Source organism: Streptomyces sp. NPDC034049, from assembly GCF_055575575.1.
Genome location: NZ_JBVISJ010000001.1, coordinates 185,710 through 211,841, shown reverse-complemented (window position 1 = coordinate 211,841; position 26,132 = coordinate 185,710). Strand labels below are relative to the sequence as shown.

Annotated in this window: 22 protein-coding genes; 15 read left to right on the top strand and 7 right to left on the bottom strand. The window is 73.5% G+C overall.

What is annotated here, in order from left to right; all coding sequences use genetic code 11:
- Positions 1–47: 47 nt before the first annotated feature.
- The gene (arfA, locus tag ACZ52C_RS00910; RefSeq protein ID WP_469072766.1) at positions 48–1,562 is read right to left on the bottom strand and encodes an arabinosylfuranosidase ArfA; all 1,515 of its coding nucleotides are present in this window, start codon (positions 1,560–1,562) and stop codon (positions 48–50) included.
- Between the two features lie 331 nt (positions 1,563–1,893).
- Here arfA and ACZ52C_RS00905 point away from each other — a divergent pair, with 331 nt between their 5' ends.
- The 3 genes from ACZ52C_RS00905 to ACZ52C_RS00895 all read left to right on the top strand — a co-directional run bounded on the left by ACZ52C_RS00905 (position 1,894) and on the right by ACZ52C_RS00895 (position 4,690).
- Positions 1,894–2,508 (top strand): transcriptional regulator, encoded by a 615-nt coding sequence (locus ACZ52C_RS00905; RefSeq protein WP_469072765.1) that lies wholly within the window; start codon positions 1,894–1,896, stop codon positions 2,506–2,508.
- A gap of 110 nt (positions 2,509–2,618) precedes the next feature.
- A complete protein-coding gene (locus ACZ52C_RS00900) occupies positions 2,619–3,257 on the top strand; it encodes a toxin-antitoxin system, toxin component (protein ID WP_469073398.1) in 639 nt (212 codons plus the stop codon).
- Entirely contained in the window at positions 3,254–4,690 is a 1,437-nt protein-coding gene (locus ACZ52C_RS00895) for an MAB_1171c family putative transporter (RefSeq protein WP_469072764.1), read from the top strand. The genes ACZ52C_RS00900 and ACZ52C_RS00895 overlap by 4 nt, the downstream gene beginning before the upstream one ends.
- A 14-nt stretch (positions 4,691–4,704) precedes the next feature.
- On the opposite strand, the gene ACZ52C_RS00890 is transcribed toward ACZ52C_RS00895, so the two are convergent.
- The 4 genes from ACZ52C_RS00890 to ACZ52C_RS00875 all read right to left on the bottom strand — a co-directional run bounded on the left by ACZ52C_RS00890 (position 4,705) and on the right by ACZ52C_RS00875 (position 8,121).
- Entirely contained in the window at positions 4,705–5,583 is an 879-nt protein-coding gene (locus ACZ52C_RS00890; protein WP_469072763.1) for an SMP-30/gluconolactonase/LRE family protein, read from the bottom strand.
- Positions 5,580–6,353 carry an IclR family transcriptional regulator gene (locus tag ACZ52C_RS00885; protein ID WP_469072762.1) on the bottom strand — a complete coding sequence of 258 codons (774 nt, stop codon included), beginning with the start codon at positions 6,351–6,353 and terminating at the stop codon, positions 5,580–5,582. Before ACZ52C_RS00885 ends, ACZ52C_RS00890 begins: the two co-directional genes overlap by 4 nt.
- 370 nt (positions 6,354–6,723) lie before the next feature.
- Positions 6,724–7,965: a PucR-like N-terminal domain-containing protein gene (locus ACZ52C_RS00880; protein WP_469072761.1), complete on the bottom strand. Its 1,242-nt coding sequence runs from the start codon at positions 7,963–7,965 to the stop codon at positions 6,724–6,726.
- Positions 7,966–7,968: 3 nt separating this feature from the next.
- Entirely contained in the window at positions 7,969–8,121 is a 153-nt protein-coding gene (locus ACZ52C_RS00875) for a hypothetical protein (protein WP_177261771.1), read from the bottom strand.
- Between the two features lie 195 nt (positions 8,122–8,316).
- Between ACZ52C_RS00875 and pgfA the strand changes: the two genes are divergently transcribed.
- The 12 genes from pgfA (at position 8,317) to ACZ52C_RS00815 (ending at position 22,497) form a co-directional block, all read left to right on the top strand.
- Positions 8,317–9,294 (top strand): cell envelope lipid trafficking protein PgfA, encoded by a 978-nt coding sequence (gene pgfA / locus ACZ52C_RS00870; protein WP_469072760.1) that lies wholly within the window; start codon positions 8,317–8,319, stop codon positions 9,292–9,294.
- A 249-nt stretch (positions 9,295–9,543) separates the two neighbouring features.
- Positions 9,544–10,695 carry a glycosyltransferase family 4 protein gene (locus tag ACZ52C_RS00865; RefSeq protein WP_469072759.1) on the top strand — a complete coding sequence of 384 codons (1,152 nt, stop codon included), beginning with the start codon at positions 9,544–9,546 and terminating at the stop codon, positions 10,693–10,695.
- A 152-nt stretch (positions 10,696–10,847) separates the two neighbouring features.
- A complete protein-coding gene (locus tag ACZ52C_RS00860; RefSeq protein WP_469073397.1) occupies positions 10,848–11,528 on the top strand; it encodes a class I SAM-dependent methyltransferase in 681 nt (226 codons plus the stop codon).
- Positions 11,525–15,997, top strand: a complete 4,473-nt coding sequence (locus tag ACZ52C_RS00855; RefSeq protein WP_469073396.1) for an alpha-(1->3)-arabinofuranosyltransferase — start codon at positions 11,525–11,527, stop codon at positions 15,995–15,997. Before ACZ52C_RS00860 ends, ACZ52C_RS00855 begins: the two co-directional genes overlap by 4 nt.
- The gene (locus tag ACZ52C_RS00850; protein WP_469072758.1) at positions 15,994–17,625 is read left to right on the top strand and encodes a condensation protein; all 1,632 of its coding nucleotides are present in this window, start codon (positions 15,994–15,996) and stop codon (positions 17,623–17,625) included. Before ACZ52C_RS00855 ends, ACZ52C_RS00850 begins: the two co-directional genes overlap by 4 nt.
- Complete coding sequence (locus ACZ52C_RS00845) at positions 17,625–18,383, top strand: class I SAM-dependent methyltransferase (RefSeq protein ID WP_469072757.1); 759 nt, start codon at positions 17,625–17,627, stop codon at positions 18,381–18,383. Before ACZ52C_RS00850 ends, ACZ52C_RS00845 begins: the two co-directional genes overlap by 1 nt.
- A 15-nt stretch (positions 18,384–18,398) precedes the next feature.
- Positions 18,399–19,313, top strand: coding sequence for a hypothetical protein (locus ACZ52C_RS00840; RefSeq protein ID WP_469073395.1), 915 nt, complete (start codon positions 18,399–18,401; stop codon positions 19,311–19,313).
- A complete protein-coding gene (locus ACZ52C_RS00835; RefSeq protein ID WP_469072756.1) occupies positions 19,310–19,573 on the top strand; it encodes a Trm112 family protein in 264 nt (87 codons plus the stop codon). Before ACZ52C_RS00840 ends, ACZ52C_RS00835 begins: the two co-directional genes overlap by 4 nt.
- On the top strand, positions 19,570–20,409 hold the full coding sequence (locus ACZ52C_RS00830) for an FkbM family methyltransferase (RefSeq protein ID WP_469072755.1): 840 nt from the start codon (positions 19,570–19,572) through the stop codon (positions 20,407–20,409). The genes ACZ52C_RS00835 and ACZ52C_RS00830 overlap by 4 nt, the downstream gene beginning before the upstream one ends.
- Entirely contained in the window at positions 20,369–20,974 is a 606-nt protein-coding gene (locus tag ACZ52C_RS00825; protein ID WP_469072754.1) for a hypothetical protein, read from the top strand. The genes ACZ52C_RS00830 and ACZ52C_RS00825 overlap by 41 nt, the downstream gene beginning before the upstream one ends.
- A 171-nt stretch (positions 20,975–21,145) precedes the next feature.
- Positions 21,146–22,066: an MEDS domain-containing protein gene (locus ACZ52C_RS00820; RefSeq protein WP_469072753.1), complete on the top strand. Its 921-nt coding sequence runs from the start codon at positions 21,146–21,148 to the stop codon at positions 22,064–22,066.
- On the top strand, positions 22,063–22,497 hold the full coding sequence (locus ACZ52C_RS00815) for an ATP-binding protein (protein WP_469072752.1): 435 nt from the start codon (positions 22,063–22,065) through the stop codon (positions 22,495–22,497). Before ACZ52C_RS00820 ends, ACZ52C_RS00815 begins: the two co-directional genes overlap by 4 nt.
- On the opposite strand, the gene ACZ52C_RS00810 is transcribed toward ACZ52C_RS00815, so the two are convergent.
- Positions 22,475–24,982, bottom strand: coding sequence for a LuxR C-terminal-related transcriptional regulator (locus ACZ52C_RS00810; RefSeq protein WP_469072751.1), 2,508 nt, complete (start codon positions 24,980–24,982; stop codon positions 22,475–22,477). The genes ACZ52C_RS00815 and ACZ52C_RS00810 overlap by 23 nt on opposite strands.
- A 115-nt stretch (positions 24,983–25,097) precedes the next feature.
- Complete coding sequence (locus ACZ52C_RS00805) at positions 25,098–25,985, bottom strand: ATP-grasp domain-containing protein (RefSeq protein WP_469072750.1); 888 nt, start codon at positions 25,983–25,985, stop codon at positions 25,098–25,100.
- Positions 25,986–26,132 lie beyond the last annotated feature (147 nt).

Sequence of the window (26,132 nt, the reverse complement as noted above, 5' to 3'; positions counted from 1 at the left end):
CCCCGGCGGGGCGCGGGAGGTGGGCCCGGGGCCTGGCGGCGCGCGCCTCAGGCGAGCCGGATCACGTTCCACGACAGCGGTTCGAGGACCGCGCTCAGCACGCCGTCCCGAAGTGACGCCCCCTCAGCCGCGTGCGGGACGACCCGCTCGGGCTCGGCCAGCGTGTTCCGCGCGTCGGGATCCGCGTCGGCCAGCGCGCTGTGCTCGACGACCCGGGTCAACTCCAGCCCGTTCAGGGCGACTTCCAGCGGCAGCGCTTCCGTACGGCCCCGGTTGACCGCGAACACGGTCACCGACCCGTCCTCGGCACGCACCGCCGTCGCGTGCAGCAGATCCGTCTCGCCGTACTTCTTCGTCTCGTACGTCGGCGAGTCCACCCGTACGTCGAGCACCTCGCCCCGCCCGTACTTCGCGGCCTGGGCGAAGGGGAAGAACGTGGTCTGCCGCCAGGCCGGGCCGCCCGGTTCGGTCATGATCGGGGCGATGACGTTGACGAGCTGGGCGAGGCAGGCGACGGTCACGCGGTCGGCGTGGCGCAGGAGGGCGATGAGGAGGGAGCCGAAGACGACGGCGTCGGTGACGCTGTAGTTGTCCTCCAGCAGACGGGGGGCCTCCGCCCAGTCCCGCGCGCCGGAGTTCTCGATCTCGTGCCACCTCGAGATGTACCAGACGTTCCACTCGTCGAAGGAGAGGTTGATCTTCTTCTTCGACTTCAGCCTGGCGCCCACGTGGTCACAGGTGGCGACCACGTTCTCGATGAACGACTCCATGTCGACGGCGGAGGCCAGGAAGGAGTCGAGGTCGCCGTCCTCGGGCTGGTAGTAGGCGTGCAGGGAGATGTAGTCGACCAGGTCGTACGTCTCCGCCAGGACCGTCGCCTCCCACTCGGCGAACGTCGGCATGGACTGGCTGGAGGAACCGCAGGCGACCAGTTCCACGGACGGGTCCATCTGGCGCATCGCGCGGGCCGTCTCGGCGGCGATGCGGCCGTACTCCGTCGCCGTCTTGTGGCCGGTCTGCCAGGGGCCGTCCATCTCGTTGCCCAGGCACCACAGGCTGATGCCGAAGGGGTCCTTGTCGCCGTGGGCGGCGCGGAGGTCGGAGAGGGCGGTGCCGGCCGGGTGGTTGGCGTACTCCTGGAGTTCAAGGGCCTCCGCGACGCCCCGGGTACCGAGGTTGAGGGCCATCATCGGCTCGGCCCGGGGGCCGATCTTCTTCAGGAAGCCGATGTACTCGGAGAGGCCGAAGCGGTTGGTCTCGGTCGAGCGCCAGGCGAGGTCGAGGCGGCGGGGACGGTCCTCGGCGGGGCCGACGGAGTCCTCCCACTTGTAGCCGGAGACGAAGTTGCCGCCGGGATAGCGGATCGTGGTGACGCCCAGTTCGCGGACCAGGTCCAGGACGTCGGTGCGCAGGCCCGCCTCGTCGGCGGTGGGGTGGTCCGGTTCGAAGATGCCGGTGTAGACGCAGCGGCCGAGGTGTTCGACGAAGGAGCCGAAGAGCCGGGGGTTGACCTCGCCGACCTTGAAAGCGGGGTCGAGGGTGAAGCGGGCGGTGCGGGTCATCTCGGGGCGGCCCTTCGGCTACTCGGCGTTCACTGCGCGGCGTTCGGTATCACGGATGGTGCTCGTCGTGTCGAACGGGACGCTAGGGTCGAAGTGGGGGTGAGTCAATGGGGCCCCGCGTCCACGCCCGGGGCCTTGCGCCCATTCGTCCGCCAGGTGCGGCAGTTCGACCGTTCAGCGGTGCGGCGGTTCGGCGGATGCGGGTCGGTCGTGGTCGCTCGCGCGGTTCCCGGCGCCCCTGAAGCGGCGCCGCCCAACCATCGTTCGTCGGGATTCAACGATCGTTGGATTTTCATGGTGTCGGCGGGCGGTGGCACGTAGGGTCGGCCGCGTGCCCGCGCTCCACGATGCCCTTGCCGAGACCCTGTCCCGACTCGACGTCCGTATCGCGGAGACCGGTGCCGACCGGAGCCGCCTGCTCGACGCGAGAGCCCTGGCGGACCGTACGGCTCTCGGCGAGGAGGAGGTGCGGGCCCTGCTCGACGGGGACGCGCCGGTGGCGGACCGGGTCGACGACCGGGTGCGCCGACGGGTGCGGGCGGTGCACGGATCGTATGTCGCGCGGAGCGGGAAGCGGGCCGGAGAGGTCGGCAGGGAGGTCGCGGAGCGGCTCTCGATCAGCCCCGAGTGGGCCCGGCAGCTGCTGCTCGGCCGGAAGATGCCGAACGTGCCCGACCTGACCCAACTCGCGGAGTTCTTCGGGATCGAGGAAGGTGTCCGGTTCTTCACCGACCCGGCCGCGACCGTCCTGGACCGCGAACTCGGGCGGATCCTGGCGGGACTCGAAGGGGGCGCGCACGACGACGGGCCGCTGGTCGAGTTCGCCACCCGGCACGGCGTCGCCACGCTCGCCCTGCGCGGACAACGGCTCACCCCTCGCAAGCAGGAGGCGCTCGCCGTCATGCTCGAAGGGTTGCTCGGCGTCGACGACGAGGGGGCCCGGTGATACGCCGCGGCGAGCGCCCGGGCGGCGGGCGGCCCACGGAATCCACCGGGCTGCGCGCGGTGCTCGGCAGGGTGCGGGGCGCGTTGGGGCCGCCGCCGTCCGCCGCCGAGATGCGAAAGTTGACGGCCGGGCTCAGCAAGGCGGTGCGGGGAAGGCTCGACGCGCCCGTCGGCGTACGGGAGTTGGGCGCGGCGCTGTGCGAGGAGATGAGCGCGCGGCGCGGCGGGCGGCCGGTGAAGCTGCGGTTCGAGCGGTTCCCGGACGGGATCGGGGTGACCGGACTGTGGATGGAGTTCCCCGACTTCGATCTGGTGATCGTCGAGGAGCGGGCCGAGACCGTGCAGCAACTGGTCATCCTGGGGCACGAGTTGTGGCACATGCACGCCGGGCACTGCCATCACCATCTGCCGGGGGTGGACGCGGCGGCGCTCGCGGCGGAGACCGTGGACCCGGGCACGAGCGGCGAGCACGCGTCCGCGCTGCCGCCGCTCTCCCCCGAGCTGTCGGCCGCCCTCGGGCAGGGCGGTACGCCCATCGCGGCCCGCAACGGCTCGCACGAATCGGACGAGCAGGAGGCCGAGGACTTCGGCCACCGGCTGGCGACCGCCTTCCGCTCCTGGGTGGACACCGGGCAGAGCGGGGCCCCGGCGGGCGGCGGAACGGCCGGGGCGCCCGGGACAGCGGGGTCCGGCGACCCCGTCGGGCAGGCCATCCAGGCGTCCCTCGGCTATCGCCGGCACGGGAGATGAGGGGGGCGGCCGTGCCCGCGACGACGACCGGGGCCCTCGGCGCGGGCGGTCCCGCCGACTTCTTCGGCGAGCTGTACATCTCGTTCTGGATCCCCACGGCCGTCCTGACCGCCGCCCTGGTGATCAAACTGCCCAGCATCGTGAAGCTGTGGCGGGACTCGCTGCTGCGGGCGGTCGGCGGGGTGCTGCTGCTGGCCTGCTGTGTGTTCGTGTTCGCGGTGCCCTCGGTCATCGCGTGGACCAACCAGGTCGTGGGCGTGCCGAACGTCGCCGCACCCTGGGTGTACTCCCTGATCACCGCGTTCTGCGCGTGCTGTCTGCTGCTGATCGTCGCCTGGCGCAACGGCCCCGCCGACCGCTCCCCGGCGACCCGTCGGCTCATGCGGTGGGTCGTCGCCGTGTACGCGGGGGTGATCGTCGTCCTGTGGGCGCTGTTCGCGCTGGCGGACGTCCCCCGCGAGCGGCTGCGCGACCTGGACACGTACTACGCCACGACGCCCTTCATACGCGAGGAGATCCTGCTCTACCTCGTCGCGCACACGGCCGCCTGCCTGATCACCTACCGGCTGATACGGAACTGGGTCCGCGCGGAGAGCCTGGACGTGTGGCTGCGCGGCGGTCTGAAGGCGCTGGGTCTGGGCTGTGCCCTCAATCTGGTGTTCGACGCCGCGAAGCTCACGGCGGTGGTGGCCCGCTGGACGGGGCACGACCTGGACTGGCTGAGCACGCACGTGGCACCGCCGGTCGCCGCCCTGGCGGCCATCTGCATAGCGGTGGGCTTCATCCTGCCGCACGGCGGTCAGTATCTGCAGGACCGCTGGCGGGTGCGCGCGAGCCATCGGCGGCTGCGGCCGCTGTATCTGCTGACCCGGTCCGTCGACGACTCCCGGGTCCCCTTCGCGCTGCGGGCCACCCCCGAGCTGCGGCTCACCCGCCGGGAGACGTTCATCCGGGACGCCCTGCTGCGGCTGACCCGTCACCTCGACGAGGATCTGCGGCGCCGCGCGTACGACGCCGCGCTGGACCTCGGGCACGAGGCGGGCCGGGCGAAGGCCCTCGCCGCCGCCGTGGCGATCCAGGACGCGGTGGCGACGCGGAGGAGGTCACCGGAGAGCGGGCCCACGGTCACGCTCTTCTCGGGCCCGCTGGTCTTCCCGGGTCTCGGAGCGGACGGAGGTCCGGGCAGGGGTACGGGCGAAGGTCCGCGCGGGGGTCCGGGCGGGGGTACGAGCGGGGGTCCGGGTGCGGGTGATTCGGCGGGGGCGTCCGGTCGTAGGGCCTTCCCCGAGTTCAGGGTCTCCTCCGACCCCACCGATCTGTTGCAGGACATCGAGGCCGTGTCGCTGGTGCTGCGCGAGCCGGCCGAGATCGAGGCGGTACGGGCGCTCTCCGCCGCGCCTCGGGCGGAGAGCGGTGTACCCGCGCGTGACTGAACGCCCCTGCGGGTTCAGCCGGTGAACGCCGGCTGGGCAAGGCCCTTGCCCGCGCCCGGTACCACCAGCAGGGAGCCCGACAGGGGGTGCGGGGTGTCCGTTCCGGTGCGGGCCGTGGTGATGTACAGGTCGGTCAGGTCGGGGCCGGCGAAGGCGCAGGCCGTGGGGCGGGGTGTGGGGAGGGCGATGACCCGGTCGAGGGTGCCGGCCGGGGTGTAGCGGCGGACCGCGTTCCCTTCCCACAGGGCGACCCAGACACAGCCCTCGGCGTCGACGGTGAGGCCGTCGGGGAAGCCGCCACCGTCCTCGATGGTGACGAAGGGGCGCCGGTCGACGGGCAGGTGGACGCCGTCCCCGGTGTCCACGTAGTCGAAGACGTCGATCCGGCGGGTCGGCGAGTCGATGTAGTACATCAGCCGGCCGTCCGGGCTCCAGCCCGTGCCGTTGCTCACGGCGACGTCGTCGAGGACGGTCGTGGTGAGGCCCTCGGCGGTGAAGCGGGCCAGCGTGCCGCCGCCCGGGGCCTCGTCGTAGCGCATGGTGCCGGCGAAGAGGGAGCCGTCGGGGGCGACGGCGGCGTCGTTGGCGCGGCGGCCCGGGACGGGCTCGTGGTGCAGCCAGCGGAAGGAGCCGTCGGGGTCGGTCAGGGCGACGCCGTCCCGGAGGTTCAGGACGAGGCCGCCGCCGGCGCGGGGCTTGACCGCGCCGACGTGCTGCTCGGTGACGAGGACCGTGCGGCGGTCGGAGGCCGGGTCGTAGGTGTGGACCCGGGAGCCGAGGATGTCGATCCAGATCAGTCGCTGGGCGGCGGCGTCCCAGGTGGGGCCCTCACCGAGGGCCGCGAACTCCCGGACCGCGACCTCGTAGGCCGGGTGACTCGTGTGGGTGCTCATGCCACGCTCCGGTGACCGAGACGCTCGGACAGTTGCGCGGCGCCCTTGGCGGCGAGCTGCTCCAGCTCGATCCGGCGCTCGTCGCTCCAGCGGATCATGGGGACGGAGATGGAGAGCGCGGCGACGACCTTGCCGGTGCGGTCGCGGACCGGCGCGGCGACGCAGGAGACGTCCGGGTTGGACTCGCGGTTCTCCACGGCGAGACCCCGCTCACGGATCCGGGCCAGGGTCTCGCGCAGGGCGGCCGGGTCGGTGATGCTGTTGGGAGTCATGGCGAGGAGGTCGGCGTCGTCCGGGACGCGGGCGTTCAGCTCGACCTCGGGAAGGGAGGCGAGGAGCATCTTGCCGACGGAGGTGCAGTGCGCCGGGAGGCGGCGGCCCGCGGCGGAGACCATGCGCACGGCGTGCGTGGAGTCGACCTTGGCGATGTAGATGACGTCGGTGTACTCCAGGATCGCCACGTGCACCGTCTCGTCGCAGGTCTCGGCGACGGAGCGGGCCACCTGCTGGCCCTCGGCGGCGAGGTCCAGCTGCTCGGCGTAACGGCTGCCGAGCTGGTACGGGCGGACTCCGAGGCGGTAGCGCCCCGGCTGGCCCTGTACCTGGACGATGTAGCCCCGGGCGGCGAGCGTGGTGACCAGCTCGTGCACGGTGGTGCGGGGCAGTTGGAGTCTGCGCACGATGTCGGGGGCGGACAGCGTGCCGTCCCCGTCCAGGAAGAGCTCCAATATGTCGAGCGCTCGGGTCACGGCAGGTACGAGGCGTCCCACGGCCGGCCCCCTTCCTCTGTCAGTCGGTTCGGTGTTCTGTCTGCGGCGGTGTTCGAAATTTCAACGGTCGATCGGCATGACGAACACAGGCTAGTCATAGTGCGTTGACCGGGCAATAACCGCGGACGATCGAGAGGTGTGTGGTGGGGGTGGGGCGCGTTGTCGAGCGCGGCTCCGGTGGGGCTTCTCGCGCAGTTCCCCGCGCCCCCGAAAGACCAGGCCCCTGCGGGCCTGAAAGACCACGGCCCCGCGGGCCGCAAAAGCACGGGGCGCAGCCCCGGCTTTGCAGGGGCGCGGGGAACTGCGCGAGAAGCCCCACGCACCCGCGGTCGCCGACGCACCCGCACCCCCGAGCCAGGACGCGCCCCGGTCACCGCCGCCCGCGCGGATCCCCCAGCTCCCCCCGCAACCGCTGCGCCCGAAGCACCAGCTCCAGTTCGAACCGGCGATCGGGATCGTCGATCTCGTCGCCCCAGAGTTCCCGGATCTGCCGGAGACGATAACGAACCGTTTGCGGGTGTACACCAAGACGCGTGGCGATCTCCGGCGCCCCGCCCCGCGTCTCCAGCCACGCGAGAAGGGTCTCGGCGAGACGACGACCGTGGGTGGGACCACAGTGGGCCAGCGGCGCGAGACACCGCAGGGCGAGGTCGTCGATCAGTTCCTCGGGCTGGAGGAGGACAAGCGCCTCGGTGTGCTCGGTGCAGTGCAGCACCTCCCCGGTGGGCAGCAGCCGCCGTTCCATCAGACGCACCGCCGCCTCCGCCCAGCGCAGCGACTTCGCCGCGTCGGCCAGCGGCACCGGCGGCCCGATCGCGCCGGACCAGCCGGTCAGCGCGCGGTGGAGAAGTTCGGGGCGGCCGGCCGCGTCCGGTTCGGGGACGACCATGCGGGGCTGCTCGTACTCCATGTCGAGCAGGACGCCCTGCCCGACGGCCGGTGCCATGGCCTCACGGGCCGGGCGTAACAGGACCCCGACCGCGACCTTCTCCGGGAGGGCCCAGCCGATCCGGGCCGCGCGTTCGGCGAATGCGTCGGCCGGGTCGCCCCGATGGTGCTCGGCGAGCAGCAGCTCCATCAGTCGGCGTTGCAGTCGCAGACGCTCGCCCGCCTGCCGGGCGGCCGCCTCCGCGTAGCCGCGCACCGACTGGTCCACCAGGCCGTCCAGATATTCGTATCCGGCGTCGACGAGCTCGTACATCGCGGGCGGCGGGATCTCCACGCGCTGGCCGATCTCCGCGAAGCGGCGCCAGGCGAGGCGTACACCGAGCCGGTAGATCGCCTGGAGCGAGTCGAGGCTGCGGCCGTGCAGGCCCTCGCCGCGGCCGAACTCCTGGAAGACGCCGGGAGGGACGCGCGGGCGGCCCTCGGCGGTCTCCAGGTGCTGCACGAAGACCTCGATCGCGCGGCGGATGCCGATGAGGGCCATCGGTTCGCCGGAGTCGTCGAGGACGACGGGCAGGTGCGGGTACTCGCGGCGGATCTCGCCCAGGATCTCCTCGGCGAGGGCGGGTGCCTCGGCCATGGCGATCGCGGCGAACTCGCGCACCTGGAGGCGCGGCACGTCGTGCCACGCGGAGCGGACCGTCACGGTTCCCGGCACACCGGTCACCCCTCAGCGCTCCCGACCGGCGTTCTCGTACGTGATGAGCGGCGTGTTCGGCTGGTCCGGCGTCGCGTCGAGCAGCGCGACGATGCCGAACGCGGCCCCCAGCGCGAGAGCGGCGGCGGCCGCCATGGTGAGCACGGCGGCGAGCAGTCTGGACATCGCAGGGTCAGCCTCTCGGTCGACAGGTCGGCCCCACCCAGGCACCCCGCCGACTCAGTGTCAGCAATGCATTGACACTGCGTCAAGACTCCGCCTACGGTTCCCGGCCCATACGTCACGCGCACCTTCCCCTGGCGTCGTCTCTGCCGCACGTCTACCCGAGCCGCACCTCCCAACGCCCCCTGGAGTGCCCGGATGCGCCGTACCGCCTCACCGTTCTCGCTGGTCCTGCTGGGCCTCGGCACCTTCCTGCTGGTGCTCGCGCCGCTGCTCGCGTGGTACGTGGAGCCACGGGCCGCCGTGAATCCGATCGACATCGACACGACCGCCGTCTACACCGGCACGGGCAGCGTCTTCGACGTGGAGCAGGTGAAGACCGTGCCCGACCAGAAGATCACCGTGACGCAGCGGGTGCGCGGCGATGTGGCCGAAAGTGAGCGCAGCGGGGCCGCGGTGTGGGACGTGATCACCTCGGTCGACACCGACGAGTCGCTGCCGGCGGCCGACCCGCACGACGCGCTGGACTTCGCCCCGCACCGCTGGGTCAGCGACCGGAAGACCAACCGGCCGGTGCACTGCTGCGACGAGAAGCCGTACATCGAGGGCGAGGCGTACCTGAAGTTCCCCTTCGACGTGCAGAAGCGCTCCTACCGCTGGTGGGACAACACGCTCGGCGCGACGGTGACACTCCACTACGAGGGCCGGAAGAAGATCCGGGGCTACGAGGGACTGCGCTTCACGGCGAAGGTTCCGGCCACCAGGACCGGCACACGGCTCGTGCCCGGCGCGCTCGTCGACGAGCCGAACCGGCCGCAGGTGCTCGCCGAGGAGTGGTACGCCAACCACGGTCTCGAACTGGTCGTCGACCAGAGCACGGGCCGGGTCCTCTACGCACAGACCGGGCCGCGCCGGACCCTGCGGGCCCCCGGCGGCGACGAGGACGCGGCGGTGCTGCTCGACAGCGAGAAGCTCGCGTTCACCCCGGCGACGCAGAAGTTCGCGGTGGACCAGGCGGAGAAGGACAGCGGACTGCTGCGACTGGTGGGGCTGACGGTGCCGATCGGTGGCGCTGTGGCCGGGTTCGTCCTCGCCTCCGTGGGCGCCGCTTTGGTCGTGCGTGGCAGGCGGCGCCCCGATACGCCCGAGTCCTCCCAGGCGCCGATCACGATGTGACAGGTCGTCAGTTCAATAAACCCCGGAAATTGTCACGCCGGTGAGTAGCAGCTTCTTACCTCTGGGCGAAAACTGTCCACCCCACCCGAGCACAGCCCACCCACACCTCGCCCACGAGAGCCCACCGGAGAACAGCAGAAACCGTAGGAACCAACAGATCCATCCGGACCCCCTCCCACCGGAACATCCCCCACAGCGAACGTCCTTCTCCCCGCTGAGTTCCGCACCCCGAGACGAGTTGGAGCACCCATGCCCCAGCACGTGCCGTTCTCGCTGGTCGAGGTGTTTCCGCGCCTGGACCAGCACCGTTCGGCAGGCCCCCCACAGCCGCGCCGGATCGTCTTTCTCGCCCGCCGTGACCTCGGTAATCCGGCGGCGGGGGGCTCCGAGCTCCTCGTCGACCGCCTTGCCGAGGGACTGACCGCGCTCGGCCACCAGGTCACCCTGGTGTGCGGCGGCCCCGCCGCCTACCGCGACTACCGGGTCGTCTCCGCGGGCGGCGACCTGAGCCACCATCTGCGCGCCAGATCGACCTTCGCCCGTCAGGTCGGCGACTGCGACCTCCTCGTCGAGGTGTGCAACGGCATGCCCTACCTCGCGCCACTCTGGCACAACGGTCCGACGATGTGCCTGGTCAACCATGTGCACACGGATCTGTGGAAGCAGCGGTTCGGCGGCCCGCTGGCGCCGGCCGCACGGCTCGGCCGCAGACTCGAACACTGGTCCCTGACGGCCGCGCAACGCGGGAACCTGCTGGTCGCCGTCTCCTCGTCCACGGCCACCGCGCTCCGCTCGATCGGTGTGGAGCGGGAGCGGATACGGGTCGTGCACAACGGCGTCGAGGAGCCCGGCCCGCGTGCCGACCGGTCCTCCGAGCCGCTGTTCGTGGCGGTGGGGAGGCTGGTCGAGTACAAGCGGATCGATCTGCTGCTGCGGCTGTGGGAACGGGTGCGGCCGGTCACGGGCGGACGGCTCGTGATCGTCGGTGACGGGCCCGAGCGGTCCCGGTTGGAGGCGATGGCCGGGGCCGGGGTCGAGTTCGCCGGGCATGTCTCCGAGGAGGAGAAGCACCGGCTGCTGTGTGCGGCCTGGCTGCTGCTGCACCCGTCCTCGGTCGAGGGCTGGGGGCTGGTCGTCACGGAGGCCGCCGTGCGGGAGACACCCTCGGTCGCCTTCGACGTACCCGGACTGCGGGACTCCGTGGTGGACGGGGAGACCGGGGTGCTCGCCCGCGGGGAGTCCTCGTTCGCGGCGGCCTGGTGCGCGCTGGCGCTGTCGACCGATCGGCGGGTGCTGATGGGGAAGGCGGCGCGGGAGCGCGCCGCGCACTATCGGTGGGGGCACACGGTTCGGCAGTTCCGGGCGGTGGCTGCGGAGGCGGTGCGGGGTTGGGCGACTTGAGCGCCAAAGGGAGCGCCACGAGGGCCAGTTGGCGGTTGCAGGTGCGTCGTGGCTTGTCGCGCAGTTCCCCGCGCCCCTATCGGGGCGCGGCAGTCGACGCTCGTTTCAAGGACCCCTCTTTTCGCCGCTCCCTCACCCTCTTCCGGGCCTTCATGCGGGAGCAGGACGATCCCGAGTACTGCTACTCCCTGCTCGCCCGGGACGCCGTCGATCAGGTCGAGGCGTACGGGGGCGGGCCCGTCGACGGGCTGACCGTGGTCGATGTCGGCGGCGGGAGCGGGTACTTCACCGAGGAGTTCCGGCGGCGCGGGGCGCAGGCCTATCTCTTCGAACCGGACCTGCGGGAGTTGGGGACGAAGCCGCCGGACGGGGCCGTCGTCGCCGACGGGTATCTGCTGCCCCTCGCCGACGGGGTCGCCGACGTCACCTTCACCTCCAACGTGCTGGAGCACGTCGCCGATCCGCCGACCTTCATCAGTGAACTGGTACGGGTCACCCGGCCCGGTGGGCTGATCTACGTCTCGTTCACCAACTGGCTGTCCCCGTGGGGCGGGCACGAGTGGGCGCCCTGGCACTACCTGGGGGCGGAGCGGGCGCGGGCCCGCTATCGGCGCCGTACGGGTGAGGACGCCAAGCACACCCTCGGCGAGAACCTCTTCGCCGTGCACATCGGACGCACTCTGCGGCAGGTGCGCGACCGGGACGACGTCACGGTCGTGTCGGCGCGCTCCCGCTACTGGCCGTTCCTCGCGGAGACCGTCGTGAAGGCGCCGGTCCTGCGTGAGTTCGCCACCTGGAACCTCCTCCTCATCCTCCGGCGGTGTCCACCATGACGAGCACGGTCCAGGCTCCACCTCCCGCGCCGGTACGGCCGCCGGGCACGACCGAGGGACCCCCTCCTGAGGGCCCTCGGTCGCGGCGCTGGCTGCTGGGGTTCTGGGCCGTGGTGTTCGTGCTGCTGGTCGCGGCGCAGCCCGGGCGGCAGACCTTCGACACCAAGCTCGGGGTCACCACCGATCCCTGGCAGTTCGTCTCCGACCTCGGGCAGCTCTGGCACGACCAGGGCGGGTTCGGCGGCATCGCGGACCAGTACGTCGGCTATCTGTGGCCGATGCTGCCGTACTACGGGCTGACCGATCTGGTCGCGCTGCCGGTGTGGCTCGCGGAGCGGCTGTGGCTGTCGCTGATCGTGTCGGTGGCGTTCTGGGGCGCGCTGCGGCTAGCGGAGCGGCTCGGGGTGGGGAGTTCCGCGTCGCGGCTGCTGGCCGCCGGGGCCTATGCGCTGTGGCCGGTGTTCACCACGGTCGTGGGGTCGACCTCGGCCGCCGCGCTGCCGGGGGCGTTCCTGCCGTGGGTGCTGCTGCCGCTGACGAACGAGCGGTACAGCGCGCGGGTGGCGGCCCTGCGGTCGGCGCTGGTCATCCCCTTCATGGGCGGTGTCAACGCCTCCGCGACCCTGGCCTCGCTGCTGCCCGTCGGGCTGTATCTGCTCACCCGGACACCGGGACCCCGGCAGCGGAGACTGATCGCCTGGTGGGTGCCGGGGGTGATCCTGGCGACCGCCTGGTGGGTGGTCCCCCTGCTGCTGCTCGGCTTCTACGGCGAGAACTTCCTTCCCTACGTGGAGAGTTCGCAGACCACGACGGCCACCATGTCGGCCACCGAGGCGCTGCGGGGCGCCGGGAACTGGGTGGCGTATCTGAACTTCGGCGAGCCCTGGCTGCCGGCCGGCTGGTCCGTCGCCGCCTCCGTGCTCGTGATCCTGTCGTCGGCGCTGGCGGCGGGGCTGGGCCTGGCCGGGCTCGCGCGACGGGACATGCCCGAGCGCCGGTGGCTGGTGCTGACCGTGCTGGTCGTCGCGCTGATCACGCTCGCCGGGTACGGCGGTGTGTTCGGGGCGCCCTTCCACGGCGTGGTCCAGGACTGGCTGAACGGGGGCCTCGCGCCCTTCCGGAACATCTACAAGTTCCAGACCGGGCTGGCGCTGGCGCTCGTGCTGGGCCTCGCGCATCTGGTGGGCGTGGCCACGCAGGCGCGCGGGGCCCGCCCGGTCCGGGGGCGCCGGTTCGCGCCGCTGGTCGCCGCCGTGCTCGTCGTCCCCGGGCTGCTGTGGCCGTACCTCAACGGGTCGGTGCTGCAACCCGGTTCGTTCCGGGAGCTGCCCAGGTACTGGCAGGCGACGGCCGACTGGCTGGAGAAGTACTCGCCGGACTCGCGGGCGCTGGTCGTGCCGGCCACCGCGCACGGCATCCACACCTGGGGCACCACCGTCGACCAGCCCCTCGACGTGCTCGCCGAGTCCCGCTGGGCGCAGCGCGACTACGTCCCCTTCGGCACGCCCGGCAACCGGCGCGCGATGGACGCCGTCGAGCAGGCGCTGCTCTCGGGCGCCGAAGTGCCGGGGCTGGCCGACTACTTGAGCCGTGCGGGCCTCTACTACGTCGTCGTCCGCAACGACCTGGACCCCGACCAGATCGGTGCCGTGCCGACCACGACCGTGAAGCGGACGCTGGAGCAGTCGGGGTACGAGCGGGTCACCGGGCTCGGACCGGTGATGACCGGCGGGCGGATCGCCGAGGGCACCCCGCTTCAGGTCGAGGGACTGTACGCGCGGCAGCGGGCCGTGGAGATCTACCGGCCCGCCGAGGACGTGCCGCGCCCCGGTCAGGCCGGGCTGAAGGCGATCGCGGACACCGCCGTCGTCTCCGGCGGGCCCGAGTCGCTGCTGCCGCTGGCCGCCGACCCGGAGCTGCGCGACCGGGCGACCGTGCTGACCGGCGACAACCATCCCGGCCTCGGCACCCCGGCCGTCCAGGTGGTCGGTGACGGGCTGCGCCGGGCCGACACCCGGTTCGGCCTGGTCAACGCCAACACGTCGTACACGTACACGGCGAACGAGCGGAACGCGAGCGGGAGCGTGCAGGACGCCGGTGCCGAGCCGAAGCAGATCCTGCCGGTGTCGGGGCTCGACCACCAGACGGTGGCCGAACTGCGCGGCGCCAGGTCGGTGACGGCGTCCACCAGCGGCAACTGGCTCTTCCACCTGCCGCAGTACGACCCGGTGAACGCCTTCGACGGCGACCGGGACACCGCCTGGGCGGAGGGCGCGGCCGGATCGGCGAACGGGCAGTGGCTGCGGATCGACTTCGACGGCGGCCAGGACATCCCGGAGACCTTCGAGGTCACGCCGCTGCCGCAGGACGGGGTGCGGTCGGCGCCGACCCGGATCAAGGTGGAGACCGAGCGTGGCTCGCGTTCCACGAACCTCCAGCCGGACGGCTCCACCCAGACCGTCAACGCCCGCCCCGGCGAGACACGTTGGCTGAAGATCACGATCCTGGACTCGACGGAGCGGCACACCGGTCTCGTCGGCGCGGGCTTCGCCGAGGTCGACATCCCGGGCGTCAAGGTCACCCGGATGCTGCGGCTGCCGACCGACGCCCAGGGCCCCGAGGGCACGGCCGCCTCGGCCGACGTGATCTCGCTGGCGCGGGCCGCCGACCCGACCGGTCTGTCCCCCACGGGCACCGAGCCCGGCCTGCACCGCACCTTCGCCACCGGCGCGGCGGGCACGTACGAGATGAAGGCGACGGCCGTGCCCGTGCCGGGCGACGAGCTGGACAGGCTGCTGTACGAGGTGGCTCCCGACCAGCAGACCCGGATGACGGCGACCGCCGACTCCACCGCCTCCCTCGGCGCCGGGCTGTCGCCCCGCAACCTCACCGACGGCGACCTGACCACGGCGTGGATCGCGGGCGACGAGCCGACGATCCACCTCCGCTGGGGCGACAAGTGGCCGGTCGGCTCGCTCGTCCTGGCCCCGGCGGGCGGACTGTCGGCCCGGCCGACCCAGGTCGAGATCAGCTCCCCGGACGGGGCCGTGATCGCCGCTGTCGACGAGAACGGCTGGGTCCGCTTCGACCCGATCAACACCGACCAGTTCGACATCACCGTCACCGAGACGGCCCCGATGACCGTCCACAACCCCGTCGCCGACGACGACCTGCAACTCCCGGTCGGACTCACGGAGGCGTACGTCCCGGCCCTCGACCAGTACCGCACACCGCCGCCCGCCCCGACCCGGGACTTCGAGCTGCCGTGCGGCGAGGGCCCGACGGTCGAGGTCGACGGGACGCTGTACGAGACGAGTGCGCGGGGGACCGTACGGGATCTGGTGGACCGTCGGCCGGTTGATCTGACGCTCTGCCAGAACAGCCGTGCGGGCGGCGGGTTGGAGCTGGACGCCGCCGACCGGCACACCTTCGAGTCCGAGGACTCGGGCGCGCTGGCCGTCACGACCGTGACCCTCACCCGGGGCACGGTCACCGAACCCGCCGTCTCCGGAAGGGACCTGGGCATACGGGACTGGCTCGGCGACCGCCGCGCGGTCACCGTCGGCGACGGCGCGGCCTCCTACCTGACGACGTACGAGAACTTCAACGACGGCTGGAAGGCCACACTGAACGGCCGCGAACTGACCCCGGTCAGGCTCGACGGCTGGCAGCAGGGCTGGCGCGTCCCCGGCGGCGCGGGCGGCACGGTCGAGCTGTCGTACGAGCCGTCCGTGACGTACGAGGCGGGGCTGATCGGCGCGGGTGTCGGCCTGGTGGCCCTCATCGGGCTGGCCCTCTGGCGCCGGCGGGAGCCGAACCCCGACGAGCCGCAGCCGACGCCGCCGGGCCCCGGCCTCTGGCTCGGCACGATCGCGCTCACCCTCGTCGGCGTCGTCATCGCGGGCTTCTTCGCCCTCCTCGTCCCGCTGCTGGCCCTCCTCGCCTGGAAGCGGCACACCCTGCTGGTGCCGATCGCGTTCCTCGCGCTGGCCGGCGCGGGGGTCGCGGCCGCGTTCGGAGCGGGTGAGCCGGTGGCCGCGGACGAGGGCGCGTTCGGACACGTGGCCCAACTCCTCGCGCTCATCGGTCTGTTCGCGGCGCTGGTGAGCGTGGGCGCGGATGTCGCGACCTCGCCGGAACGGCCCGGCGCCACACGGGAGTTCGAGCGGCCGCCGGGGGTGGGGGCGCCGACGGAGCCGCTGCCGCAGCGGCGACGGTTCGGCAGGACGCTGAACGGCGGGCCGGGCGGCGCAGGAGGGGGAGGCGGCGGCCCGGTCGCGAGCCCGACGATCTCGGCACGCGGCCCGGGCGTCCTGCGCGAAGAGCCGGACACCCCGACCCGCCGCATCCCCCTCACCAAGCCGAGATTCCGCACGGCACCGGTGGAGGACGGGAACGGCGGAAGCAACGGCGGCCCCGGGCAGGGCGCCGCGGGAGGCGGCGGCACCGGAAGGGGGGAGCCGGGATGACGGCGCTGGACCGGCCCGCGCGGGACGACGCCGCGCCGGGGCCCGTGCGGATCCCCTTCCCGGTGGTGGACGAGGTGTCCCGCCACTGCCTCCAGGAGAAGGAGCCCGAGACCGTCCACATCGAGGTCCACCTCCCCGGCCGGCTCGACCCCGACCGCCTCCGCACCGCCTTCACGGCCGCGCTGCGCCACCACCCCCGCATCCTGATGCGTGAGGCCCCGGGGCACTGGTACCGGCGCCGCTACGAGTGGGAGCTGACGGAAGAGCCGGAGGTCGAGGTGGTGACCTTCCTGCCGGCCGGCCCGCACGCGCTGCGGGACGCCCGGACCAGGGCCCTGATGGAGGCCCCGCCACTGACCCTCTCCCCGCCGATCCGCCTGGAGGTGGTGGAGGGCGCGGGCCCGGCGGTCGGCAGCGAGGCCTCGGACGCGGTCGGCCTGACCACGATCGGTCGCGCCGCGGCAGCCCCCCGCCCATCCGCGGCCTCCTCGCCCGCCCACTCAGCCGCGGGCAGTCGCGCCGCGGCACCCCCCCGCCCACCCGCGGCCTCCTCCCCCGCCCACCCAGCTGCGGGCAATCGTGCCGCTGGGGCGGCACGGGTGGGCGCAGCGGCACCTCGCACCGCCGAGCAGCGGACCCACCCCCCGGCCAGCACCACCCCCGGGCACCCGAGAACCACCGGCAGCGACACCACCCCCACGCCGCCAAAAAACCCCGGCACCGTCCTCTTCCTCACCATCAACCACACCGCCCTGGACGGCCCCGCCTGCCTCCGTATCCTCGCCACCGCCGCGCAGCTGTACGGCGGTCAGGACAACGCCCCCACCGCCCCACCCGTCCGCCCCACCCCCGCCCAGGACGCACCACCCCCGGCCGAGACCGCGGCCCCCTCCAACTGGGCCCGCCCCGCCCGCGTGGCCCCCGGCACCCCCGAGCCCTCCCCCGGCAACGGCCTGCTCGTCGCCGAGCTGCCCGTCCCCCGCCGCCCGAAGTCCGCCCCGTACACCGTGAACGACCAGCTCATGGTCACCACGGCCCTGATGCTCGCCCACTGGAACCGGGAGCACGGCGCCCACCCCCGCCCCCTCCGCATCACCATGCCGGTGGACGACCGCACGCGGGACACGGACATGCCGATAGGCAACGGCACCCGCCTGGTCGAAGTCCCCTTCTCTCCGGAGGAGTTGCAGCCCGCCACCACCCCGCTCGCCGTACTCCTGCGCCGCACGGCCGACCGCACCCGCGCCCTGAAGTCCCTCCCCCGCCCCCAACTCGGCCACGGCGCCTCCCTGTTGACGGCCCCGGTCGTCCCGGTGTCCTGGCGCGCCGCCCTCACCCGGGGCCTGCGCCGGGCGGCCGCGCCCTGGACGTCGACCACCCTGCTCAGCAACATCGGCCGCGTCCCGTACGCGCTGGACTTCGGCGAGGAGGCGGGCCGCGCGCACGCCGTCTGGTTCTCGGCCCCCGCCCGTATGCCCCGCGGTCTCACCGTCACGACCGCCTCGACGGCGGGCCGCCTGCACCTGGCCCTGCGCTGGTCCCGGGCCTTGCTCAGCCACGGCGACGGCGCCCACCTCCGCGACCTCTTCGAGCACTATCTGCACGCGACGGAAGAGGACACCGAGTGATGCCGACCACCACATCCACCGGCACGACAACAGCGGCCCGGCGCGGGGGACTTCGTGACTTCTACGAGGACCCGTCCGTCCCGGTCGCCTCCGGCACCCCCCGCAGCCTCGCGCAGGCCCGCATGCTGGCGGCCGCGCTGGGCCCGGCGGCCCGCACCGGCCCCCGCACGATCCTCGACATCGGCTGCGGCGACGGCACGGCCGCGGCCACCGCCGCGCCCCTGCTCCCCGGCCACCGCATCATCGGCGTCGACTGGTCGCAGGACGCCCTCCGCCGCGCCCGCACCCGTGTCCCGTACGCGATCCGCGGCGAACTGGCGGACGGCGGGCTGCCGTTGCGGTCGGAGTCCGCCGACGCGGTGCTGTTCAGCGAGGTGATCGAGCACCTCGTCGACCCGGACGCGGCCCTCGACGAGATCCGCCGCGTCCTGCGCCCGGGCGGCCATCTGATGCTGTCGACGCCCAACCTGGCCGCCTGGTACAACCGCGCCCTGCTCCTCGCGGGCATCCAGCCGGTGTTCTCGGAGGTGAGCCTGCGCGGCATCCACGGCCGCCCGGGGACGGAGGTCGTGGGCCATCTGCGGCTCTACACCGCCCGCGCGCTCAAGGAGTTCGTGGCCGCCTCCGGCTTCGAGGTGGTCCGGCTGCGCGGGGCGCCCTTCCACGGCGTACCGCGTCCGCTGCGTCCTCTGGACCGGCTGGTCTGCGCGGCCCCGTCGGCGGCGTCGATCCTGCTGCTGCACGCGCGGAGGACGTAGCCGATGTGGTGGGGAGTGGCCGCGGCCCTGTTGGCGAACGCGCTGTACAGCACGGGATTCGTCCTGGAGAAACGAGCCCTCACCGCGATGCCGCAGGTGACCGTCCGGGAGCCGGTGAGGCTGCTGCGGCTGGTCGTCGGCAGCCCGCTGTGGATCGCGGGCTCGGTGTCGCTGGCCGCCGGGTTCGCCGCCCAGCTGGTCGTCTACCGGACGCTGCCGATCGCCGCCGCGCAGGGCATCTTCGTCTCGGGCCTGGTGCTGCTGGTCCTGCTGTCGGCGCGGTTGCTCGGGGAGGAGACGACGGGCCGGGAGCGGTACGCCCTCGGGGCCATCCTCGCCGCGCTGCTGATGGTGGTGCTGTCGCTGGACGAGGGCACCGACACGGTCAGCCGCGAGGCGCCGTACGCGCTGGTCCTCACGATCTGTCTGCCGGCGCTGGCGGCGGGTGTCGGGCTGTACCGGTCCGCCGAGCGGCGCGCCCGGCACCGGCACCGGCTGCCGACCACGGGCGTCGAGTACGGCGTGGCCGTGGGCCTGCTGTACGGCGTCAGCTCGCTGGCGATCAAGGGGGTGTCGAGCCGGCTGACGACCGGCGGGATCGGGGAGGCGGTCGTCGGCCTGCTGCGCTCCCCGTACCCGTATCTGCTGCTGTTCACCGGCGCGTTCGGTCTGGTGATGTCGCAGGCGGCGCTCCAGCGCTGCCGGGCCTCGCTGATCGTGCCGGTCTGCACGACGGTGACCTGCCTGTTCACGGCCGTGCTCGGCACGCTGTCGTTCGGCGAGTCGCTGCCCGACGATCCGCTGCGGCTGACGCTGCGGCTGTCCGGCACGGTGCTGGCGGTGGGCGTACTGCTGAGCATGCCCAAGCACGACAGCCCCCCGCCGGCCTCCCCCTCCCCCGCACCCGCCAAGGAGTTGACCCCACCTTGAACCCCGACGACCCGTTGCTCCAGATCCTGGCGTGCCCGCTGGACAAGGGGCCGCTGCATCTGGTGGTCCACGACGAGGAACAGCCCGGTGACGCCGGTGCCGGCGCCGCCCGGGCTCCGGAATCGCTCTACAACCCCCGGCTGCACCGCCGTTACCCGATCGTCGACGGCATTCCGCAGTTGCTGCCGTCGTCGGGCGAGCAGGTGACGGAGGACGAGCACGCGAGGCTCACCGAACTGCTGAGGGAGTCGGACGCATGACCACACTCGCCGCGCGGCTCGCGCCGCTGCTGCCGGAGCGGGCGGTCGCCGCGACCGCCCGGCTCGTCTATCCGCGCTTCGAGCCGGAGCTGTCCCGGCTGGACGAGCTGTGCCCGCCGGGGTGCGGCACGGCCGTGGACGTCGGCGGCTGGTACGGCCCCTGGACGCGACGGCTGGCGGCACGCGCCCGGCGGGTGGTGACCGTGGAGCCGGTGCCCCGGCTGGCCCGGCTGCTCGTCTCGACGGCCCCCCGCAACGTCCGTGTCGTGCAGGCCGCCGCCTCGGACCGCCCGGGCACGGCCCGGCTCTGGCTGCCGCCGGGCGACGACGGGGGGCGCGGGGTGTCGTCCCTGGTCCGCCGGGACATCCACGCCCGCGCGCTGGACGTCCGCTGTGTGACCCTGGACGGTCTGGGGCTGACCGATGTCGGCTTCGTCAAGATCGACGTCGACGGCAACGAACTGTCCGTCCTGCGCGGCGCGTCCGACCTCCTCGTCCGGGACCGCCCGGCGCTCTTCATCGAGCTGGAGGCCCGTATCCAGCCGATCGCCCCGGTCGTCGACCTGCTCGCCGGCCTCGGCTACGCCGGCTGGGTCCTCCCCGCCGGCACCTGGCTCCCGCTGGACCCGGTCACCCTGGAGGCCCACCAGGCGCGTACGTCGCACATGGCGTCCAAGGGGCTGCTCCGGCGGGTCCTGCCGTTCTCCGGGCCCCGGTACGTCAACTCGGTGCTGTTCCTGCCGGACGGGCGCCGCCCGGGTGAGCCTGCCGCCGCGTCCGGCGCCGTGGGCGACCATGGAGGGCATGTCCTCCGCGAAGCGCCCCGGGCCGGATAGGCCCTCCGGTCCGTTCACCCCGCTCGACTTCCAGCTCGTGCTGCTGCGCCGGATGGCCGACCACAATCCGGAACTCGTCGAGGACGCCCGGCGCGAGCTGGGCGTGTCGGTCGCACAGATGCGTGAGGCGAACCGGCGGTGGCAGGCCATGGCGCGCTCGCCCCGCGGCCGGGGGTCGGCGTCCCGGTACCGGTCGGTGCTGGGCGCGCCCGAGTCCGTGACCCGGCGCCGTATCGGGGACCTGGACTGCGAGGCGTGGCTGTGGCCGGTGCCGCTCTGGGACGACCTCCGCTTCGAGGTGCTGCTGGCGCCGAACGGGGCGGTGTGGAACGAGTGGCTGGTGCGGGCCCCGGGGGCGGCGGGGCCCGAGCCGCGCGCCCTGGAGGATCTGACGCCGTGGTCCTGCACGGTGGACGAGGTGGCGCGGGCGTTCCCGCCGGCACGGCCGTTGGAGGGCACGGCACCGACGCGGTGGGGGCTGCGGTTCGTCGCGCCGGACGGGGACGGGGTGCGGCGGGAGTGCGTCGCGGAGTTCACGTGGGGGCTGTTGCAGCGGGTGGCCTGAGCGAAAACCCTCCGGTCGCGCCCGGTCGGACCGCGCACATTCCCGATCGGACTTCTCTCCGATCCGTCCCTGAATCGACCCGAGCGGAAGATTGGCGATCATCCGGCCGACGGGGGCGCCGGTGGGCCTACTGTCCGTGCAGAGTTCTGATCCTCACGGGAAGGCGCCCCCATGACGACGCAGCACCCCGCGGAGCGAACCGTGCCCGTCGAGCGGCTGCGGCTGGGGGATCACGCGTGCATGGGGCCGCGCGACCAGGAGGGGGCCGGGGAGTCGCCGTGGAAGGTCTTCACCGCGTACACCCGCACGAGTCTGGCGCGCGGCGAGAAGGTCCTGCTGGTCATGGACCCGGACGACATGAGCGACGACGAGGTGGTCGCGCTGCTGGACCGGGGCAGCGGGCAGGTGGCGGCGGCCCGGGACGACGGCCAGCTGTCGGTCCGGCGCAACACGGATATCTACGTGCCCGACGGCCGCTTCGAGGAGCGCCGCACCATCGACACCTACGCCGCCGAGGTCGACCGTGCCTGCGACGAGGGCTGGGCGGGGCTGCGGGTCACCGCCGACATGAGCTGGGCGCCCCGGGTCAACCTGGGCCACGACCGGCTGCTCGACTACGAGGCCTCGGTGGCGCCGCTCTTCGCGGACCCGCTGTTCACCGCGATCTGCTGGTACGACCGTCAGCGCTTCGACGACACGCTGACCTCCCGCGTCGGCAAGGTCCATCCGCTGCGGGTCATGGAACGGCTGGACTCCCTGGAGGTCACCGGGACCCAGGACGGCGGCCGGATGGCGGGCACCGCCGAGCTGAGCACCCGCAGCGCGTTCGTCGAGGCGCTGCGCGAGGCGCTGGAACACCGTGACGACTCGGGCCCCAGCCGCTTCGTCCTCGACCTGCGTGACCTGTGCTTCATGGAGGCCCACTGCGCCTGGCAGCTGATCAGCCTCGCCGCCTCGCTCCCGGCCGGCAGCGAGGTCACCGTGCGCTGCGGCGAACTGCTGGGGCTGGTGCTGGAGCAGCTGGGCGCCGACGAGGTGCCCCAGCTGCTGGTCCGTGTGGAGGGCGACGGGGACGAGGGGGGCGCCGCGTGAGCGGGGGGCTCAGGCTGCGGATGGAGTTCCGCGTCCGCGAACTCCCCCTGGTGCGGTCCCTGGTGGAGGAGGCGGCGCTGCGCGCCCGGCTCACCGCCTCGGTCAGGGGTGCCTTCGGGCAGGCCGCGGTGGAGATCGCCACGGACGCCGCCGCCCGGGGCGCCGACCCGGGAGTCGTCGAACTGCGCGTGGGAGAGGGCGAGTTGCGCTGCGAGGTGAGGTACGGCGGCGCGGTCCTCCCGGCGGGGCGGCCCGAGGGGCGCGGCCCGCGTCTCGCGGAGTCCCTGGTCGCCGGGATCGGCGCTCCCGCCCGGATCGACGTCCACGACACCCCCGGCGGCGCTGCCTCGGTCACCCTGTCCGCCCCGCTGCCCGTGCCGCTGCCCGCCCCGGTGCGTACGCCGCCCGCTAGAGCCCTGCCCGCGCGCTGAACCAGGCAGCCACCTGACTGCGGTTGTGGAAGCCCAGCTTCACGAGGATGCGTTCGACGTGGCCCTCGGCGGTCCGGCGGGCGATGACGAGGTGGTCGGCGATCTGCTTGTTGGTGCGGCCCTGGGCGACGAGGGCCGCGACCTGGAGTTCACGCCGGGTCAGCGGCACCGGGTCGACGGCCGGGGCGGGTGCCGGTGCCTTCGTCGACGCCGGGGCGCGGGCCGGCCCCCCGGCCGCGGGGGAGCCCTCCCGCGGGCCCGAGGAGGAGTTCCGCGCGGTCCGGCGTCCGGCGGACACCTCCCGCGCAGGTGCCACGGCGCCCAGTCCGTCCCGGCCGTCGTCCGCCCTCGGCGCGCAGGCGAGGCCGTCCCGCCGCCCGCCCGTACGCGCGGCGGCGACCGGTCCCTCCGGCGGCTCGCCCAGGGCGTAGGCCACCGCCTGTTCCGCCGTCAGACGGCCGCCGCGGCGGTGAGCCAGGGCGTAGGCGTGGTCGCCGAGGGCGCGGCGGGCGTGGTGTTCGGCGGCGCGGGGGCGGCCCGGCCGGTGGTCGCCCATGGGGTTGCCGCCGATGTCGTGCCAGATCCGGTCGACGGCGCCGCGCAGCACCCCGGCCCGCTCGGCGTCGCCCGCCAGCGCCTCGGCGGCGGCGAGCAGATCGAGGGTGCGGGCGAGGCTCTGGTGCTGGCTGACGGTGTACGGCAGCCGCAGACAGGCGCGGGCGTGCTCGGCGGCCCGGTCGTACTGCCCGGCCGACCAGTGCGCGAGGGCGAGGGTGCGCAGCGCCCAGGACCGGGCCCACTGTTCCCCGTGGGCCTCGCAGAGGGCGACGGCCTCGGCGCACAGCGGGATCGCCTCGTCGGCGCGGCCCCGGCTGACCAGGGTGCAGGCCAGTTCGACGCGGGTGAGGACGACGAAGGCGGTGGAGGCGCGGGCCCGGCCCGGGGCGAGGGCGCCGGCCGGCATGGGCGGCGGCGCGGGCACCGGGAGTTCCTCGTCGGCGTCGGCGGCGGCCCGGACCGGGTCGAGGCCGGCCAGGACGGCGGCGGAGCGGCTGTGCACCAGGGAGGTCAGGGCGCCCGCCCACATGGCACGGGTCAGCGCCACGTCGGGCCGGGCCCCGGCGCGCAGGGCACCGTCCATCCAGTGCCGTCCCTCGCCCCAGATGCCGCCCGCGACCCAGTGGAACCACAGCCCGGCGGCCAGCCGCAGCCCGTGCTGGGCCTCGCCGGGCGTGGTGAGGCAGAAGTCCAGGGCGGCCCGGAAGTTGTCCTGGTCGATCCGGATGCGTTCGGTGATCTCGGTCTGGTCGGGGCCGAACCATGCCTGCTCGTACTCGGCGCCGAGGCGCGCGAAGTGGTCCCGGTGGCGTCGCCGGGTCTCGGTCGCCGCGCCCAGGGCATCCAGTTTCTCCAGCCCGTAGTCGCGCAGCGACACCAGCAGCCGGTAGCGGACCTGGCCGCCGTGCTCCTCCCGGACGAGCACCGACTTGTCGACGAGCCCGGCGACGGCGTCCAGCACCGCGCACGGGGCGATCCGCTCCCCGGTCCCGGCGTCCTCCCCGGCGCAGACCGCCTCGGCGGCGGCCAGGTCGAAGCCGCCGACGAACACCGACAGCCACGCCCACACCAACTGCTCCTGCGGGGTGCACAGTTCATGGCTCCAGTCGACGGCGGAGCGCAGGGTGCGGTGGCGTGGCGCGGAGGTCGGGCTGCCGCAGGTCAGGAGCTGGTAGCGGTCGTCGAGGCGTTCGACGAGCTGGTCCACGCCGAGGGCCCGTACCCGGACCGCCGCCAGCTCGATGGCGAGCGGCAGCCCGTCGAGGCGGCGGCAGAGCCGGGCCACGGCCTGCTGGTTCGCCTCGCCGACGGTGAAGCCGGGGACGACGGCCGCCGCCCGGTCGGCGAACAGCCTGAGGGCGGGGAAGGACTCGACCGCCGACGAACTCGTGGACGGGCTCAGCTCCTCCGGCGCGGGCGCGGGCAGCGGCGGCACCTCGAAGAGCTGCTCCCCGGCCAGCCCGAGCCGGTGTCTGCTGGTGGCGAGGATCCGTACGCCCTCGGTGGCCGCCAGCACGGTCCCGGCGAGGACGGCGCAACTGCGCAGCAGATGCTCGCAGTTGTCGAGCACGATCAATAAGCGTCGCTCCCGCAGATGGTCGACGAGGATCTCCAGCGGGGGCCGCACGGTCTCGTTGCGGACGCCGAGCGCGTCGTTGACTGCGTGCGGGACGAAGGCCTCGTCGCTCAGCGCGGCCAGCGGCACGAGCCACACGCCGTCCGGGAAGGCGCGTGCGACCTGTCCCGCCACATGCCCGGCGAGGCGGGTCTTGCCCACCCCGCCGGGTCCCGTCAGCGTCAGCAGTCTGCCCGCCGACAACAACCGTCTGACATCGGCCGCCTCGTCCCGCCGCCCCACGAAGCTCGTCAGCTCCGCCGGGAAACCGGAAGTGCGCCGCGACTCCGATCCGCCCACGATGCTGGTCACGCCCTCAGTTGTGGTTCCCGTACGCGCTGTTGTAACCCCGAAGGGTAGGCAGCGGGCACGGGCGGGACGCCCGCTTCATGGATTTCCCGCCTCTTCGGGTGAGGCGCGGGCGGGGTCAGCCGGTGGCGGCGGCCAGGATCGCCGCGACCACAGGGGGCAGCGAGGCGGGGTGCAGCCACAGGAAGAGGTTGGGCTCGACGAGTTCCAGCTCCATCACACACGGCTGCCCGTCCGCGCCGGTGACCAGGTCGACGCGCGCGTAGAGCAGCTCGGGCCGGCCCGGTACGGCGGCCAACGCCCGCTCGGCCACGGCGAGTTCGGCCTCGGTCGGGGACCAGTGGACCAGGTCGGGGTGGGCGGTCTTCTCCGCGTCGTACGCGGTGCCGGGCGCGAGCACCGCGCCCTTGCGGCTGGCGTGCAGCAGCCGGCCGCCGAAGAACTGCAGGGCCCGCTCGCCCTCGGCGTCGATGCTGGTCATGAACGGCTGCACCATCGCGGTGAGCCCCTCGGCGCGCATCCGCTCGATCTGCGCGGCGGCGGTCTCGCGCTGGTCGGGGGTGTAGCGGGCGGCGTAGCGGGCGCCCGCTCCGGAGGTGGGCTTCACGACGTACTCGTGCGCCTCGGGGAGCCGGAGGGGGTCGCCGGGCGCGAGGTAGTCCGTCGGCACGACGGGCACCCCGGCCCGTGCGAGGTCGCCGACGTACCGCTTGTCGGTGTTCCAGCGCACGACGTCGGCCGGGTTGGCGAGCCGGGTGGCCTCACCGGTCTTCTCCGCCCAGGCCACGAACTCGGCCGCGCGCCAGCTGTAGTCCCAGGTGGAGCGGATGACGACGAGGTCGTACGCGGCCCAGTCGGCCGCCGGGTCGTCCCAGCGCACGGCCGCCGCGTCGGCCCCGGCCTCCCGCAGCGCCTCCACCAGCACCGGCAGATCGCGATCGTGGTTGACCCGGGGCCCGGGGTCGTAGGTGGCGAGGGCGATGCGGGGGGCGGCTGTGCGGGCCACGGGGGCTCCGTTCTCGTGTCGCGTACGGCCACGTCGGCGTCTGCGGCTCGCGTACGTCTGGGGCGGGGACCGCGGACGGGACCGGGTCCGGGACTCCGGCGCAGGCTAACAACCGCGGGTGACATGACGGGACCGGGTTCTCGCGGG